This is a genomic window from Brevibacillus sp. FSL L8-0520, from assembly GCF_037963895.1.
GTDB lineage: Bacteria > Bacillota > Bacilli > Brevibacillales > Brevibacillaceae > Brevibacillus > Brevibacillus borstelensis.
Window position 1 is genome coordinate 3,123,933 of record NZ_CP150171.1, and the last position, 16,631, is coordinate 3,140,563.

The following is a 16,631-nucleotide window of genomic DNA, read 5'->3' on the forward strand; positions in this document are numbered from 1 at the left end:
TTCGCCTATTCTCACAATAAAGGGGGTGTCATCGCAGCCGCTTACTGGAAATTACTTCTGAAACCGGCATCGGCATCAGGCCTTTTTTCTTGGCGTCCTGGATCATTTTATCCAATCCTGCAGCTGTAGGTGCCGTTGGGTGCATCAGAATCAGAACACCGTTGCCCAGCTTGGCCTCGATGCGACTGACCATCTCGCCCACTGGCGGCTTCCTCCAATCGACCGTATCTGCCGTCCACAAAATGGTCTTCATCTGAAACTCGTTGTGAGCAATGTTGACCACCGATTGATTAAAGGAACCGGAAGGAGGTGCAAACAAGACCGGTTTTATTCCCAGCGTCTTTTGAATCACTTCCTGGGTTTTTGAGATTTCCTGCCTCATCCGCTCCACGCCGATTTTTGCCATATCCGGATGAGAATAGGCGTGGTTACCGATCTCGTGGCCGCGCTCTGCAATTTTTTTGGCCAGCTCCGGGTACCGCTTCACCCAGGAGCCATCCAGGAAAAAAGTCGTTTTCACGCCGTGTTTGTCCAACGTATCCAAAATCGTATCCAAATATTCATTGCCCCAAGCAACATTGATCATAAAAGAAACAGCGGGTTTTTGCGGATTTCCGCGATAAATCGGATGGGCTCCCAGCTGTTCCAGCGAGATGGCGGGAGGGATTTCTTCGAAGACAAGCGCTCCGGGGCCTGCTGTCTGCGCGTTCTTCAGCTTTTCGAGGGAGGCTTCCACGTTCACAGCCAATCCGTTATATCCCGGAATGGCACGCCACACCCGGTCGACCTTCGCATTGATCGGCGCCTCCTCCCTCCCCTGCTTCCACTCGTCGATTTTCTTCCGAAGCTCATCCTCCTGCCCACCCGCAATCGGCTTGTCGGCCGTTATCGATTTGATTTTTACCGTTTCTATATAGCGATCGATCGGTCTGTAATTCAGGGTCAGTGCGAGCAATACGGCGCAGCCTACCGTAAACAGGATCCGAAATGTCACTGCTTTGTTCATCCACATGCCCCTCCCGGCTTTCACACGTACAAGTCCTTCTTTGTCCAATGTATGAGGAGAGCCGGGAAGATAGAAGGAAAAAGAAAAAGCTTCCGTACGCGAAGAGTCCTTCGAGTGACGAAGCCTTTGTCTGCGAAAAACGTCATGACGTTTTTCTGGGAAACGGTTAACCCGTTATTCTGCTTGTACTGGTGCGTTTTGCGCCGCTTGCTCTTTCAGAACAGCTTTGCGGGACAGGTTGATACGGCCTTGGTCGTCGATCTCGGTGACCTTTACCATCACTTTATCGCCAACGGATACGACATCTTCTGTCTTCGCTACGCGCTCTTCAGCCAGCTGGGAAATGTGGCAGAGCCCTTCTTTTCCAGCGAACAGCTCGATGAATGCACCGTATTTTTCCACGCGCTTCACAGTTCCCAGGTATGTTTGTCCGAGGGCTACCTCGCGCACGAGATCTTCGATGATCTGTTTTGCCCGCAGGTTTGCGTCGTGGTCCACCGATGCAATAAAGATGCGGCCATCCTGTTCAATATCGATTTTGACCCCGGTCTCATCGATGATCTTGTTGATGATACGGCCTTGAGGTCCGATGACATCGCGGATCTTGTCCGGATTGATTTGCATCGTGAGAATCTTAGGCGCATAGGGAGACAGCGTCTTGCGCGGCTCGGAAATCGTGCTGAGCATATGCTTGAGAATGGTCAAACGGCCTTCTCTTGCCTGTTCCAGCGCTTGCTCCAGAATTTCACGGTTGATGCCGGCGATCTTGATGTCCATCTGAATCGCAGTAACCCCTGTTTCGGTACCTGCGACTTTGAAATCCATATCGCCCAGATGGTCTTCCATCCCTTGGATGTCTGTCAGAATAGAGAAGGTTTTTCCGTCTTCGCCCATGATCAGACCCATGGCAATTCCGGCTACAGGTGCCTTGATCGGCACACCGGCATCCATTAAAGCAAGTACGCTGGCGCAAATCGAGGCCTGCGAGGTGGAACCGTTCGATTCAATTACTTCCGATACAAGTCGGATTGTATACGGGAACTCGGTTTCGGATGGGATGATCGGCTCAATTGCGCGTTCACCCAACGCACCGTGACCAATCTCGCGGCGGCCTGGAGGACGAAGCGGACGTGCTTCCCCTACGCTGTACGGCGGGAAATTGTAGTGATGCATAAAGCGTTTAGACTCTTCCAGCCCAAGGCCATCCAGGATTTGCACGTCGCCCAACGCGCCGAGGGTGCAGACACTGAGAGCCTGGGTTTGACCGCGCGTAAACAGTCCGGAACCGTGTGTACGCGGCAAGATGTTCGTCTCGCTGGACAGCGGACGAATTTCGTTCAGAGCTCGTCCATCGGGGCGAATTTTTTCTTCAGTGATCAAGCGGCGTACCTCTTCCTTGACGATGTTGTAGAGAACCTCGTCGATGGCCCGCTCTTGCTCCGCATAAGTCTCCGGATTTGCTTCGGCGAAATGCTGCTTGGTCTCCGCTTTGATCGCATCGATGGCGTCGTAACGAGCCTGTTTCTCTTCAATGCGAATCGCTTCTTTCAGACGCGCTTCAGCGTATTCCCGAACAGCCTGATTGACCTGCGGGTCTACCTCATGAAGCACCACAACCATTTTTTCCTTGCCGATCTCAGTTACGATCTTGTTCTGGAACTCTACCAGCTTCCGGATCATATCGTGACCGGTCATGATCGCTTCCAGCATGACTGATTCAGGAACCTGATCTGCTCCTGCTTCCACCATGTTGATCGCATCATACGTTCCTGCTACCACCAGGTGAATGTCGCTCTTCTCCATCTGTTCAACAGTAGGGTTAACGACGAGCTTACCATCTACACGCCCTACGATCACGCCGGCAATCGGCCCGTTGAAAGGAATCTCGGAAACGCAGAGGGCGGCAGACGTTCCGATCATGGCTGCGATCTCAGGAGAGCAGTCCTGATCCACCGACAGTACGGTGTTTACCACTTGGACGTCGTTGCGGAATCCTTCAGGGAACAGCGGACGGATCGGACGGTCGATCAGACGGCTGGCCAAAATAGCCTTCTCGCTCGGGCGTCCTTCCCGTTTAATAAACCCTCCGGGGATTTTTCCGACAGCGTATAGACGCTCCTCATAGTTGACAGTCAATGGAAAGAAGTCAAGCGGCTTCGGCTCTTTGGAAACCGTAACGGCAGAAAGAATAGCCGTATCGCCGTATCGAACCAAGACCGAACCTTGCGCCTGCTTTGCCATTTTGCCAAATTCCAGCGTCAGTTTGCGGCCTGCCAGTTCAAACTCGTATGTACGGAATTGTTGCTCCATGTTGCTAGCAGTCCTCCTTTACCTCATTGTGCACGATACACAATCATTTTCTACCTGTATGTATTATTTCCTGCCGCCATCAAAATTAAATGGGCAGCTTTGGCAGCGGTTTTAGATAATAGAAAAAGCGGGATGAACCCGCTTTTTTCTCCTGATACGAACTAGCGACGCAGACCAAGACGATTGATCAGTTCGCGATAACGTGTAACATCCAGCTCGCGCAGGTAGCCCAACAGGTTGCGGCGTTGACCTACCATTTTCAAAAGACCACGACGGCTGTGGTGATCTTTTTTGTGCGTACGCAAATGCTCGTTCAGATTGTTAATGTTTTCTGTCAGGATAGCGATCTGAACTTCCGGAGAACCGGTGTCATTTTCATGAGTGCGGAACTCTTGGATCAGCTGTGCTTTACGTTCTTGAGACAAAGCCATCTTGACTCACCTCCTACATTTTATCCCCGTCAGCCGAGTTTGCCGTCGGTGAGAATCGGACAACCAAGCTGCGGTTTTTCTGCAACGTTATGAATTATAGCATACAGGCCCGCTAAAAGCAAAGACGAATCATGCATTTCCCTCAGCGAATTTTTCCTTGGCGACCTGTACATCCTGCTGGATTTGCGCGATCAGGGCTTCAACCCCAGAGAATTTTTGTTCATCCCGAATGAAGAACAAAAATTCTACTTCTACTTTTTCCCCGTAGATTTCGCGTTTGAAGTCAAAAATGTGCACTTCCAACGATTTTTCTTTCTTCTCCAATTCAAATGTCGGCTTGATCCCGACATTCATGACACCTTGATATACTTGTCCGCCAACGGTAAACCGGACACCGTACACTCCGTTCTTGCCGATCAGATAAGGACTTGAGACGCGTACGTTCGCCGTCGGAAAACCGATGGTACGCCCGCGTTTATCCCCGTGTACCACTTCACCGCTGATTTTGTAAGGACGTCCCAGCAAGTGCCGGGTCTGTTCCACATCTCCATGGTGCAGGTATTCGCGAATGACCGTACTGCTAACTTTTTCGCCTAGGCGGTTGACCGGGCCAACGATGTCTACGCCGTATCTGCCTCTGGCAAGCTCCTGCAGAGTCTGGGCCGTTCCCATCCCCCGCTGACCGAATGTGTAGTCAAAGCCGACAACGACATGACGGCACCCCAATGGCAGCAAGCATTCTTCGATAAAGTCCTCGGGATAGACAGCCGCGAAGGAAATGTCAAAGCGAATGACGTACGCCAGGTCGACGCCCATCTTCTCGAGCTGCTCCAGCTTTTCCGGGAGGGGGGTAAGATACTGGCTGTACCCGGTTTGTCCCAGCACTTCCCGCGGATGCGGATCGAATGTCATCACAGCGCTTTTCCATCCATTTGCCTTGGCTGTGTCAATCGCTTTCTGGATTACCCGCCTGTGACCGATATGTACACCGTCAAAATACCCCAGAGCGACCGCGCAGGGGACAGGTAGCAAATCTTTTGGCAAAGGATAAGTCAAGGATATCGTTTTCACGGTTACACCTCAGGAGGAAAGACTTTTTCAGCCTTTGCAAAAAGGCCCTTGGGTCCAAGGCAGACGCGATGGATTCCCAGAAGCTGTTCTCCCGAAAAAAGACAGATCAGCGTACCTTCTTTAGCCGCAAGACCCGGGAGAGCGGTCGACAGTCCGTTCAGCACCGCTTTTTTTCGGTCGGGGGCGATTTCATACCGCGGTAGGAACGACAGCGCATGGGAGATCGGAATAACGTGCTTCGTTATATCCTCACCTGTCTGGACTGCTTCTTCCAGCCGCTCAAGCGGTATCGCTTCCTTTTCCAAAAACGGACCGCTTTTGACTCGCCGCAACTGCTTCATATGGGCAGGATACCCCAGAGCACGCCCAAGGTCAACACATAAAGTGCGGACATACGTTCCTTTTGAGCATGTGCAGGAAAAGGAAACGTCCACAAACTCGCCGTCCGTTTTTACCTGGTGAAAATCCAGCTCGTAAATGGTTACCTTCCTCGCGTTCCGTTCAATCACAATTCCTTCGCGTGCAAGGTCGTACAGACGTTTCCCGTTTACCTTTACAGCGGAGTACATCGGCGGGATCTGCTCGATTTCACCCAAAAACTGCCGGAACGCTTCCTCGATTTTCTGCTGTGTAACGTCATGCGGGTCGACCTGCTTGTGCTCGACTATTTCACCGCCAGCATCCTCGGTCGTTGTCGAGGAGCCGAGCCGCATGATGACGTCATAGCGTTTCGGCAGCTCCTGCAAATACTCCACCAGCCGCGTCGCATTACCGATACAAATCGGCAAGACACCGGTCACTTCCGGGTCCAGTGTACCCGTATGACCGACTTTCTTGGTTCCAAACATCCGGCGTACCCGTGCCACACAGTCATGGGAGGTCATGCCAGCCGGTTTATCGATCACCACGACACCGTGGACCTTACTCATTGTCCTTCACTCCCATGACTTCCCCCAGCAGGGCCAAGACTCGATCGCGAACCTCGTCCAATGATCCGTGAAGCGTACATCCCGCCGCTTTGGCGTGGCCTCCTCCACCGAGCTGCTTGGCTATCTCGGCTACATTGACGTAGCTGCGCGCCCGCAAGCTCACCTTGACCACATTCGGCTCCGCTTCCACGAAGGAAATGCCGACTTCGACACCCTCGATGTTGCGGCAGTAATTCACAAGGCCGCCTGCGTCTTCGCGGTCGGCATTCGCCTCGGCCAGATCCTGTCTGCTGACGCAAACAGAGGCAACCTGGTTCTGGAATGACAGTTTCAGACTGCCCAACGCTTGGCGCAAAATGTTCACATGCCCGAGTGTAATCACTTCGAGGCAACGCTCAGCGACCTCGCCCGGATTAACGCCATATTTGAGCAGACTGGCGGCACTCTCCATCACATGCGGCGTGGTGTTGGAATAGCGAAATCCCCCTGTATCGGTCAAGAGGCCGGTATAGAGGCATAGCGCCAAATCCGCTTGAAACGGCAAATGGCCGGCTACAGCCAGATCGTACAGGATTTCCGCAGTCGCAGCGGCATCGGTCCGGATCACATTGCATGTGCCGAATTCGTCGTTGGTCGGATGATGATCGATGTTTAACAGTTGCACATCCTGAGCAAAGAGATGCTCGACATTGCCCATGCGAGAGCGGTCCGCGCAATCGACAGCAATCACCGCCGAGAAAGACTCCTCCAGCGGTGACTGCGATACATTGCGAATCTGTTCAAATCCGGGCAAAAAGGAAAATCTGGCCGGTGTCTCGCCTTCGTTGATGACTACAAAGGTTTTGCCGAGATCACGCAGCATCTGGGCGACGGCCAACGCAGAGCCCGTGGCGTCCCCGTCCGGATTGACGTGGGAAAGAACCAGAAAACGGTCATGCTTCTTCATGAAGCTGACCGCTTCCTCCAAGGAACGGTTGTAATTACTCATCCTGTTTGTCCCCTTTTTCTCCATCCGTGGAGATTTCACGCAGGATGGTTTCAATTTTGCTGCCATAATCAATCGATTCATCCAATTTAAATACAAAATCCGGTATATGACGGAGCTTTACCCGTCTTCCGATCTCTGTGCGCAGGTAGCCCTTCGCTTTTTGCAACCCAGCCAGAGAGTCTCTCCGTTGTTCTTCGCTGCCAAAAATGCTGACGTATACTTTCGCAAGCTGCAGGTCGCTTGTCACCTCTACATCCGTAACGGTCACAAACCCGATGCGAGGGTCCTTCAAACCGCGCTGCAAAACGATGCTCAGCTCTTTTTTGATCTCTTCGCCAACCCGGCTCATCCGTGTCTTGTTCATATTTATCACCTCCGCTGGCTTCCTACTCGTAGTATTCCGTATCGGCTTGGATCAACTCCACACCGGGATGGTTTTCCACCAGCCGTATCATCGCTTGCATCTGATTTGCCAAAAAGGACATTTCATTGGCAACGGCAGCGATACCAATTTCGGCACGCTGCCACTGCTCCTGATAGGCCAGCTCTGCCGCGGAGACATGGAATCTGCTCCGCAGTTTTCCCAGAACGCTTTTGACAATGGCCCTTTTCTCTTTCAGATTTTGGCAGGCAGGCAGAAACAATTGAATCCGCGCACCCGCAATCATTATTGTTTTACTTCTTCCATGACGAAGGCTTCGATCACATCGCCAACCTTGATGTCATGGTAGCGCTCCAGCGTAAGTCCGCACTCGTAGCCTGCGGCAACTTCTTTGGCGTCATCCTTGAAGCGTTTCAGCGTATCCAGCTTTCCTTCGTAGATCACGACGCCTTCGCGGATCAGACGAGCACCGGCATCGCGGGTCAGCTTGCCCTCTGTAACATAGCAGCCTGCGATGTTGCCCACTTTGGACACTTTAAATACCTCGCGAATTTCTGCCTGGCCGATGATGGACTCTTTATAGACAGGGTCCAGCATGCCTTTCAGTGCTTGTTCAATTTCTTCAATCACGGTGTAAATAACCCGATGCAGTCGAATATCAATGCTCTCCTGCTCAGCCATGCTCCGCGCGTTTGGTTCCGGACGTACGTTGAAGCCGATCACAATCGCATTGGAGGCATTTGCCAGCGTAATATCGGATTCCGTAATCGCACCTACGCCTGTGTGAATGATTTTTACACGCGTTCCGTTGACATCGATTTTTTCCAGAGAGCCGCGAAGAGCCTCGACAGAACCTTGAACGTCAGCCTTGACGATCAGGTTGAGCTCCTTGATGTCGCCCTCTTGAATGTGCTGGAACAGATCGTCTAAAGATACGCGAGTGTTTGCGCGGCGCTCGGATTCACGCTGTTTGGAAGCACGGGCTTCCCCGATTGCACGCGCTTTTTTCTCATCTTCAAAGACCATGAACTGGTCCCCGGCTTGCGGCACGTCGTTCAGACCGGTAATTTCTACAGGCGTGCTCGGTCCAGCTTCCTTCATGCGGCGTCCTTTGTCATTTACCATGGCACGAACGCGTCCAAAGGCGGAACCGACGACAATCGGATCTCCGACTTTCAGGGTACCGTGTTGAACGAGGACAGTCGCTACAGGTCCGCGTCCCTTATCCAGCTCGGCTTCCACGACGGTACCGCGGGCCCGCTTGTTTGGATTGGCCTTCAGCTCTTGCACTTCGGAAACGAGCAGAATGTACTCGAGCAGCTCTTCGATACCTTGGCGCTGCTTAGCGGAAATTGGAGAAAAGATCGTATCTCCGCCCCATTCTTCTGCTACCAGCTCATACTCGGTCAGCTCTTGCTTGATTCGGTCGATATTGGCTTCCGGTTTGTCGACCTTGTTCACGGCGACGATAATCGGAACCTTTGCTGCCTTGGCATGACTGATCGCTTCAATGGTTTGCGGTTTTACGCCGTCGTCTGCAGCAACTACCAGAATGGTAATGTCCGTAATTTGCGCACCGCGCGCACGCATGGTCGTAAAGGCTGCATGGCCAGGCGTGTCGAGGAAGGTAATCTTCTTGCCTTTAATCTCGACCTGATATGCACCGATGTGCTGCGTGATGCCTCCTGCTTCGCCTGCCACTACGTTCGTGGAGCGGATGGCATCAAGCAGTGTCGTTTTTCCGTGGTCAACGTGACCCATGATCGTAACGACCGGCGGACGCTCCACCATATCTGCCGGATTGTCCACTTCTTCGATCGTTTCAAAGTTGGTTTCGTCGATGACGATTTTTTCTTCGACTTCCACATTGTATTCCGAACAGATCAATTCGATGGCATCGCGATCGAGATCCTGGTTAATCGTAGCCATGATGCCCAAATTAAACAACTTTTTGATGATTTCCGCCGGTTCCTTGCGAAGCTTCTTCGCCAGCTCTCCTACGGTCAAAGATTCAGTGAACGTAATTTTGCTAGGTGGCTCGAGAACAGGACGCTGTTGCTGCTGTTCGCGCTGGCCGCCATGCCTGCGGTTGTCCTGGCGTTTGTTTCCGCCTTTGAACGGCTGGCTCTTCTTGTTGTCTTCAAAGGTTTTCTTTGGTCCTGGGGCTTTTTTGATTTTTTCCCGTTTTTCCAAGCTTACCTTGTTCGGGATATTTACCTTTTCTTCAAAATCCTCGCCCGTGCGTACATCATCTTTTTCGTTCACCGTTGGCTCTTGCTGGTTGACTGGTTTGCGATCAAGCGGTTTCCCTGGTTGACTTCTCATATCGTTTGGTTTTCTCTCCTGATTCTTCCCCTGATTTTTTCCGTGCTGTGGACGTGATTGGTCTGGTCGTTGTCCACCTGGTCGGCTGCCAGTTTGATTTCCCGGACGGTCATTGCGGCGATGCTGCTGTTGCTGTTGATTCGACTGTCCGGTTCGTTGTGTTTGTCCTTTGGATTCATCCCGTTTCTTCTCTTCCGTCTTAGCGGGCTTTGCCTCCCGCTGTCCGGAAGAACGTTGCTGCTCTTGTTGTTTCCCGCTTCCCGAACGCAATTTGGCCAAATGCTCTTCAATCTTTTTGACCATCGGTTCGTCCATGATACTCATATGATTTGCAACTTCTATATTTAATCTCTTTAGCAAATTGAGGATTTCCTTGCTGCTCATGTTGTGCTGCTTCGCATATTCATACACGCGTGTCTTCATGAGATCACCCCTTCTGAATTAGGTGAGCAGACGCTGTATACTTTCCGCCAGTTTTCCGTCTGTTACGGCAATCGTTACACGCTCATCCTTGCCGATTGCACGGCCAAGCTCATAGCGGTCTGTTGCTGATACACACGGCACACCATAATGGGCGCACTTGTCCTGCACTTTTTTGGATGTATTGGCAGAGGCATCGGCAGCGAGAAGCACCAGTTTGGCTTTTCCGTTCCGAACGGCCTCGACGACCAATCCTTCTCCGGTAATGACCTTGCGGGCCCGCATCGCCAATCCCAACATTTGCGCTGCCTTGGGGATCATTGTCCCATCATCTCCAGCCATTTTTCACGAAACGCATCGTACTGTTCCTGGGTGACAGACATGTTGAGGGCTCGTTCCAACACTTTTTTCCATTTACCTGCTGCAAATGTATCCGGCTTCAGGCAGCTCTCCTGACGGCAAACATACGCCCCGCGTCCTGCCGCCTTTCCGGTCGGATCAATAATGATCTCTTCCTGCGGCGTACGTACGACACGTACCAGTTCTTTTTTTGGAAACATTTCCTGACAAACGATGCACTTTCGCAAAGGGATTTTCTTTTGCTTCATGGTTATACCCAATCCGCCCCCTCATCGCCTTCCTCCGCTTTCGGATAGACGATGCCTTCTTGGTCTGCCTGAGATTCGCTCTTGATGTCGATTTTCCAGCCAGTCAGTTTGGCGGCGAGACGAGCGTTTTGTCCGCGCTTTCCGATGGCAAGCGAAAGCTGATAGTCGGGAACGATCACCCGTGTTACTTTTTCCGCCGCGTTCACTTCTACATGGAGCACCTTTGCCGGGCTCAGCGAGTTGGCCACGTATTCAGCCGGGTCCTCCGACCAGCGGACAATATCAATTTTTTCGCCCTTCAATTCGTTCACGATTGTCTGAACGCGAAGACCTTTCGGGCCTACGCAAGCGCCGACCGGATCGACGTCAGGATTGATGGAATGAACGGCAATTTTGGAACGGTCTCCCGCCTCGCGGGCAACCGACTTGATCTCAACCACACCGTCGTAGATTTCCGGCACTTCCAGCTCGAACAGACGCTTGAGCAGACCTGGATGTGTACGGGACACGACGATTTGCGGTCCTTTTGTGGTCTTTTCTACCTTGATAATGTATGCCTTTACCCGATCCTGGGATTTAAAATCGTCAGTCGGCATTTTTTCCGTAATCGGCATGACCGCTTCCGCTTTTCCCAGGTCAATGTAGTAGTTGCGTTGGTCCATACGCTGCACAACACCAGTCACGATGTCGTCTTCGCGTTCGATGAACTCGCTGTAAATCAAGCCGCGCTCTGCTTCGCGGATGCGTTGGGTAACCACCTGCTTCGCCGTTTGCGCAGCGATGCGTCCAAAATCCCGCGGGGTTACCTCGATTTCGACGATGTCATCCAGGCGGAAATTGGGGTCGATCTCCTGTGATGCCTCCAAGGAAATCTCCAAGCGCGGGTCAAGCACTTCCTCCACAACGGTTTTGCGCGCAAAAACCCGAACCTGCCCCGAGTGACGATTGACGTCGACACGTACGTTTTGGGCAGAATTAAAATTTCGTTTGTATCCCGAAATGAGAGCAGCTTCAATTGCCTCAATCAGTATATCTTTGGAGATTCCCTTTTCTCTCTCAATGGCTTCCAATGCCTCGATAAAATCGGCGTTCATGATTTTCGTTGCCTCCTCCTTTACCCACAGACCACAGTATTAAAAGACAATCGCCATTCGGGCTGTGTCAATTTGCTCCAGTGCAATGACTTGCGTTTTTTTCTGCTCTTTCACTGTCAGCTTACCATCTTCAAAGGAAATCAGCTCGCCTTCGAAAGTGCTTTCGCCTTCGATCGGCTCCTTTGTCGTGATATGTACGTGCCTGCCAACAGCTTTGCGAAAATCGCTTTCTTTTCGCAGAGGACGCTCTGCTCCCGGTGAAGATACTTCCAGGAAGTATGCGGTCGGGATCGGGTCCACTTCGTCCAGCCGCTGGCTTAGCCGCTCGCTGACAAGGCCGCAGTCATCGATGTCGATGCTTCCTGTTTCATTGTCGATGAACACGCGCAGAAACCAGTTGCTGCCTTCTTTTTTGTACTCGATGTCAACCAGTTCCAGACCCAGCTCGTCGAGAATGGGAGTTACCAGGTCGGTGACGATGTCTGTTACCTTGCTCAAGCAAGTACCTCCTTGTCAAATGAAGCATTAAGTTCAGCCAGAAAGAAAGAGTGGGTTTCCCCACTCTCGATCTGCGTTCGTAATAACCAGTATTTCCAAAAAAATTATAGCATAACAGCCCTTTGTTGACAACCGCGGCTATGAAACCTGTCCGAACCGGCTTGGGAAGGTCGCCAAACCCTCTCCTATTTTTTAGAACAGGGAGAGCTGATTGGATTCTGGCAATCCCTGAAGCGCCCCTTGTTCTTCCAAATATTCCAGAATGGTTTTGGAAATGCGGGAGCGGGTGAGCAGGTCCTCTTTGGACAGAAACTCCCCTTCCTCTCTGGCTTTTACGATCCCGATAGCGGCGTTCGTACCAAGCCCAGGCAAGGCATTGAAAGGCGCGATCAGCTTGTCGCCGTCAATGAGGAACTTGGTGGCATCCGAGCGGTACAAGTCCACATTGGCAAATTTGAAACCGCGTTCTACCATTTCGAGAGCCATCTCCAAAACAGTCAAGAGCGACTTTTCTTTCGGCTGTGCGTCATGCCCTTTGCCCTCGATCTCTTCGATCTTTTGGCGAATCGCCGAGGAACCTTTTACCATCAACGGAATGTCGAAGTCGTCAGCGCGTACCGTAAAGTACGTCGCGTAGAATTCAAGCGGGCGATGCACCTTGAAATAGGCGATGCGGACAGCCATCATGACGTAAGCGGTCGCATGCGCTTTCGGGAACATGTACTTGATCTTTTGACAAGATTGAATATACCATTCAGGCACATTGTTCTTGCGCATCTCTTCCTGATCTTCCTCGGGAACCCCTTTTCCTTTACGGACCGACTCCATGATTTTAAAGGCCCGGGATGGCTCAAGACCTTTGTAGATCAAATAAACCATGATATCGTCCCGGCAACCAATAACTTCCGGCAGTCTGCACGTTCCGCTGCGAATCAGGTCCTGGGCGTTGTTCAGCCAGACGTCGGTTCCGTGTGAAAGACCGGAAATCTGCACAAGCTCGGCGAAGGTCGTCGGCTTCGTATCCTCAAGCATCTGCCGCACAAACTTCGTACCGAACTCCGGAATACCGAGTGTCCCCATGTTCGTGCGAATCTGCTCCGGCGTTACATTCAACGCTTCTGTCGAGCTAAAAATCGACATCGTCGCTTTGTCATCCAGCGGAATGGTTTTTGGATCGATTCCGGTCAAGTCCTGAAGCATCCGAATAACGGTCGGGTCATCGTGTCCAAGAATGTCGAGCTTCAGCAGGTTGTCATGGATGGAGTGGAAGTCAAAATGCGTCGTTCTCCACTCGGACTCGTTGTCATCCGCCGGAAACTGAATCGGGCAAAAATCCTCGATCTCCATATAGGACGGTACGACGATAATCCCTCCCGGGTGCTGGCCGGTCGTCCGTTTTACCCCGGTACATCCGTTTACCAGTCGCGCAATCTCTGCATTTCTGAGAGTCATTCCTCGCTCGTCCGCATATTTGCGGACATAGCCGTACGCTGTTTTTTCCGCAACCGTGCCGATCGTACCCGCACGGTACACATAGTCCACACCGAACAGCTCTTGCGTGTATTTGTGCGCCCGCGGCTGGTATTCGCCCGAAAAGTTCAAGTCAATATCGGGGACCTTGTCCCCCTTAAAGCCAAGAAACGTTTCAAACGGGATGTCCTGTCCGTCTTTTGCCAGCTTATGCCCGCAGGAGGGACATTCCTTGTCAGGCAGGTCAAAACCGGAAGCGATCGAACCGTCCGTAATAAACTCGCTGTGCTTGCACTCCGGGCAACGGTAATGCGGAGGCAGCGGATTTACCTCGGTAATGTCGGACATGGTCGCAACAAAGGATGAACCGACCGATCCACGTGATCCGACGAGATAGCCGTCAGAGAGCGATTTGGTCACGAGTCGCTGCGAGATAAGGTAAATGACCCCAAAACCGTGCTTGATAATGCTCGTCAGCTCTTTTTCCAGCCGACTCTCAACAATTTCAGGCAGCGGATCTCCGTACAGTCTCTTGGCCTTGTCATAGCACATCTGACGGAGCTCATCATCGGCCCCTTCGATGATCGGCGTGTACAGCGAATCCGGGATCGGCGAGACCTCTTCAATACTGTCGGCAATTTCATTCGGGGCGGTGATGACCACTTCGCGGGCGATATCTTCCCCGAGGAATTGAAAAGCCTCCAGCATCTCATCGGTCGTCATCAAATACAGCGGCGGCTGGTTGCCGGCATCGTGGGAGCCCTGCGAGAGCAAGAATACATCCCGGAAAATATCATCCTGCGGGTTGAGAAAATGAACGTCCCCGGTCGCCACCACCGGTTTTCCCAGCTCTTTCCCGATTTCCACGATCATCTTGTGATAGCCTTTCATCGTTTCCAGCGAGGGAATTTCCTCATTTCTGAGCAGCGGCGCGTAATGGGCGATGGGCTGCAGTTCCAGGTAATCGTAAAAAGCTGCCACTTCTTTCAACTCTTCCCTCGATTTCCCGCGCAGAATCGACTGCATCAGCTCGCCGTCTTTGCAAGCGGTCCCTATAAGCAAGCCTTCGCGGAATTTTACGAGCTGGCTCCGCTGGATGCGCGGCACCCGGTAGAAGGTTTCCACATGGGATTTGCTGACCAGCTTGTACAAGTTTTTCAGCCCGGCTTTGTTTTTGACCAAAATGGTTGCATGAAACGGTCTTCCGCTCTTGTAATCGACTTCGGCATTGCTCCGCTCGTTGAGGTCCATGAGGCTTTGAATCCCGGCTTCTCGCATATCTTTGAGCATATACTGGAACACGTGCGCCAATGCGACAGTATCGTCCAAAGCGCGGTGAGCGTTGATCAATTCAACGTTGAAGCGTTTTGCCAGCGTACCCAGGCGGTAGTTTCGCATCCCTTTATACATCATGCGGGCCAGCGGCAGAGTGTCCAAAAACGGATTGCTCCACGGCTCCATGCCGATCCGCTTTGCGCAGGCATTGATAAAGTTCTTGTCAAACTCCGCGTTGTGGGCGACGAGCACTGCATTGCCGGCAAACTCTTTAAAGCGGGGAAGGACAACTTCCAGGGTGTCTTTTCCGCGCAGCATCTCGTTGGTAATCCCTGTGATCTCTGTCGTTTTGGGCCCGATTTCCAACTGTGGATCAATCAGCTCTGTCCATTTGTCCACAATTTCCAGACCGCGCATTTTTACGGCGGCGATCTCGATAATCGTATGTTCGGCTGCGTTCAACCCGGTTGTCTCGGTATCAAATACGACATACTCCGTCTTTTCGTCGATCGGCAAATCACTCTCCGGCGTCAAATTGTAGATGATGTCGACACCGTCCTCTACGACATACGCCTCCATGCCGAGAATGCATTTGATGTTGTTCTTTTTGGCAATGCTGTATGCCTCCGGGAAGGACTGTACAACACCGTGATCCGTTACGGCAATCGCTTTGTGTCCCCACTTGGCAGCAGTTGAAATGAGAGATTTGACCGATGCGACGGCATCAAGCGCACTCATCGGCGTGTGGCAGTGCAGCTCCACCCTTTTCTCCGGCGAAGTATCTTTCCTGCTTACCTGCTCGATTTGATTGACGTCATTGGCCATCATGACCAATTCGCGCAGGAACGTATCGTGCTGGACGCTTCCGCGAACCTTCACCCACATGCCGTCCTTGAGCGCCTCCAGCATTTTGACGTCCTCTTTGTCGCGCGAGAAGATTTTGACTGTCAACGAGTCTGTGTAGTCTGTTACGTTGAACGTCAGGAGATGTCTGCCGCTACGCAGCTCCTTGACCTCAACATTGAACACCGTACCTTGGATCACGACACGGCGTTCCTCTTCCTGTATTTCGCAGATCGGAATCGGCGCATCCTTGATGTCATAGCCGATCATCAACGTAGTGATTGCTTCCGTCTGGTCGCTTCCCTTGCTGTCCTTCTCCTGCTGGACAGCACTCATGACCACTTCGACCAGCGCACGTTCTTCTTCTTCGCGCTGTTCCACAAAGGCCTTGTACGCCTCATCGCTTTCTTCTGCAATAAAGGCAAAACGGGGAACACAGCTTGTCGCTTTTTCAAACGACGACGCCAATTCACTATCGGCCCGTTTGCGTTTGGCCATCTCTACGGCCATCTCCGTCGGCAAGTAAATTTTGACTTCCTGCTGCTCTACCTGCTTGCGCGCCGTACGCAGAGTGACTGCCAACGAATTGAGGCTTTGCTCCAAATTTGCGAGCAGTACATCCCAATATTCCTGAACGGCAAATTCTACGGATGGCTGCTCGTGATAACGGAAACGGGCGTCCACCGAAGCCAGATGCGAGAACGTTTGCTTGAGCCGCTCGGAAAACGCCTTGAAAACATCAGCCGGAAGCAAGCGAGGAAGTGTAAAATGAAAGACCCATTCCTTGTTTTGACGATACAGCTCCAATTTGTCGATATGTGCATCAAGAAAAAATCGCTCCACCCAATCAGTTGGCAGGTCCATCTGCTTAACCAACAGTGAGAAGCGATGTTTTTGTTCTTGTAACCGATTCACGGTCTCTTCCACCTCAATCTCCCGATCTTACCCGAAAATGTCTCCCTTTTTCGCAAGGAGCGAACA

General features: G+C 52.0%; 14 protein-coding genes. All 14 read right to left on the reverse strand.

What is annotated here, in order from left to right; translation table 11 throughout:
- Positions 1-28 precede the first annotated feature (28 nt).
- Positions 29-1,006 carry a polysaccharide deacetylase family protein gene (locus NSQ24_RS15555; RefSeq protein WP_338463430.1) on the reverse strand — a complete coding sequence of 326 codons (978 nt, stop codon included), beginning with the start codon at positions 1,004-1,006 and terminating at the stop codon, positions 29-31.
- Between the two features lie 174 nt (positions 1,007-1,180).
- The gene (gene pnp, locus NSQ24_RS15560) at positions 1,181-3,316 is read right to left on the reverse strand and encodes a polyribonucleotide nucleotidyltransferase (RefSeq protein ID WP_339166170.1); all 2,136 of its coding nucleotides are present in this window, start codon (positions 3,314-3,316) and stop codon (positions 1,181-1,183) included.
- A gap of 161 nt (positions 3,317-3,477) precedes the next feature.
- A complete protein-coding gene (gene rpsO / locus NSQ24_RS15565) occupies positions 3,478-3,747 on the reverse strand; it encodes a 30S ribosomal protein S15 (RefSeq protein ID WP_003385834.1) in 270 nt (89 codons plus the stop codon).
- Positions 3,748-3,876: 129 nt separating this feature from the next.
- Positions 3,877-4,818, reverse strand: coding sequence for a bifunctional riboflavin kinase/FAD synthetase (locus tag NSQ24_RS15570; RefSeq protein WP_339166172.1), 942 nt, complete (start codon positions 4,816-4,818; stop codon positions 3,877-3,879).
- 2 nt (positions 4,819-4,820) lie between these two features.
- A complete protein-coding gene (gene truB, locus NSQ24_RS15575) occupies positions 4,821-5,747 on the reverse strand; it encodes a tRNA pseudouridine(55) synthase TruB (RefSeq protein WP_003385838.1) in 927 nt (308 codons plus the stop codon).
- Positions 5,740-6,735 (reverse strand): bifunctional oligoribonuclease/PAP phosphatase NrnA, encoded by a 996-nt coding sequence (locus tag NSQ24_RS15580; RefSeq protein WP_031932903.1) that lies wholly within the window; start codon positions 6,733-6,735, stop codon positions 5,740-5,742. The genes truB and NSQ24_RS15580 overlap by 8 nt, the downstream gene beginning before the upstream one ends.
- Entirely contained in the window at positions 6,728-7,099 is a 372-nt protein-coding gene (gene rbfA, locus NSQ24_RS15585) for a 30S ribosome-binding factor RbfA (RefSeq protein WP_003385841.1), read from the reverse strand. Before rbfA ends, NSQ24_RS15580 begins: the two co-directional genes overlap by 8 nt.
- Before the next feature lie 22 nt (positions 7,100-7,121).
- Positions 7,122-7,403 carry a DUF503 domain-containing protein gene (locus tag NSQ24_RS15590; RefSeq protein WP_003385842.1) on the reverse strand — a complete coding sequence of 94 codons (282 nt, stop codon included), beginning with the start codon at positions 7,401-7,403 and terminating at the stop codon, positions 7,122-7,124.
- Positions 7,403-9,865, reverse strand: a complete 2,463-nt coding sequence (gene infB / locus NSQ24_RS15595; RefSeq protein ID WP_003385843.1) for a translation initiation factor IF-2 — start codon at positions 9,863-9,865, stop codon at positions 7,403-7,405. The genes NSQ24_RS15590 and infB overlap by 1 nt, the downstream gene beginning before the upstream one ends.
- 18 nt (positions 9,866-9,883) lie before the next feature.
- Positions 9,884-10,183, reverse strand: a complete 300-nt coding sequence (locus NSQ24_RS15600; RefSeq protein WP_003385844.1) for a YlxQ family RNA-binding protein — start codon at positions 10,181-10,183, stop codon at positions 9,884-9,886.
- Entirely contained in the window at positions 10,180-10,470 is a 291-nt protein-coding gene (locus NSQ24_RS15605) for a YlxR family protein (protein ID WP_003385845.1), read from the reverse strand. The genes NSQ24_RS15600 and NSQ24_RS15605 overlap by 4 nt, the downstream gene beginning before the upstream one ends.
- Before the next feature lie 2 nt (positions 10,471-10,472).
- Positions 10,473-11,564, reverse strand: coding sequence for a transcription termination factor NusA (gene nusA / locus NSQ24_RS15610; RefSeq protein WP_003385846.1), 1,092 nt, complete (start codon positions 11,562-11,564; stop codon positions 10,473-10,475).
- Between the two features lie 39 nt (positions 11,565-11,603).
- Positions 11,604-12,062 (reverse strand): ribosome maturation factor RimP, encoded by a 459-nt coding sequence (gene rimP, locus NSQ24_RS15615; protein ID WP_003385847.1) that lies wholly within the window; start codon positions 12,060-12,062, stop codon positions 11,604-11,606.
- 192 nt (positions 12,063-12,254) lie between these two features.
- The gene (locus NSQ24_RS15620) at positions 12,255-16,565 is read right to left on the reverse strand and encodes a PolC-type DNA polymerase III (protein ID WP_031932904.1); all 4,311 of its coding nucleotides are present in this window, start codon (positions 16,563-16,565) and stop codon (positions 12,255-12,257) included.
- Between the last annotated feature and the right edge of the window lie 66 nt (positions 16,566-16,631).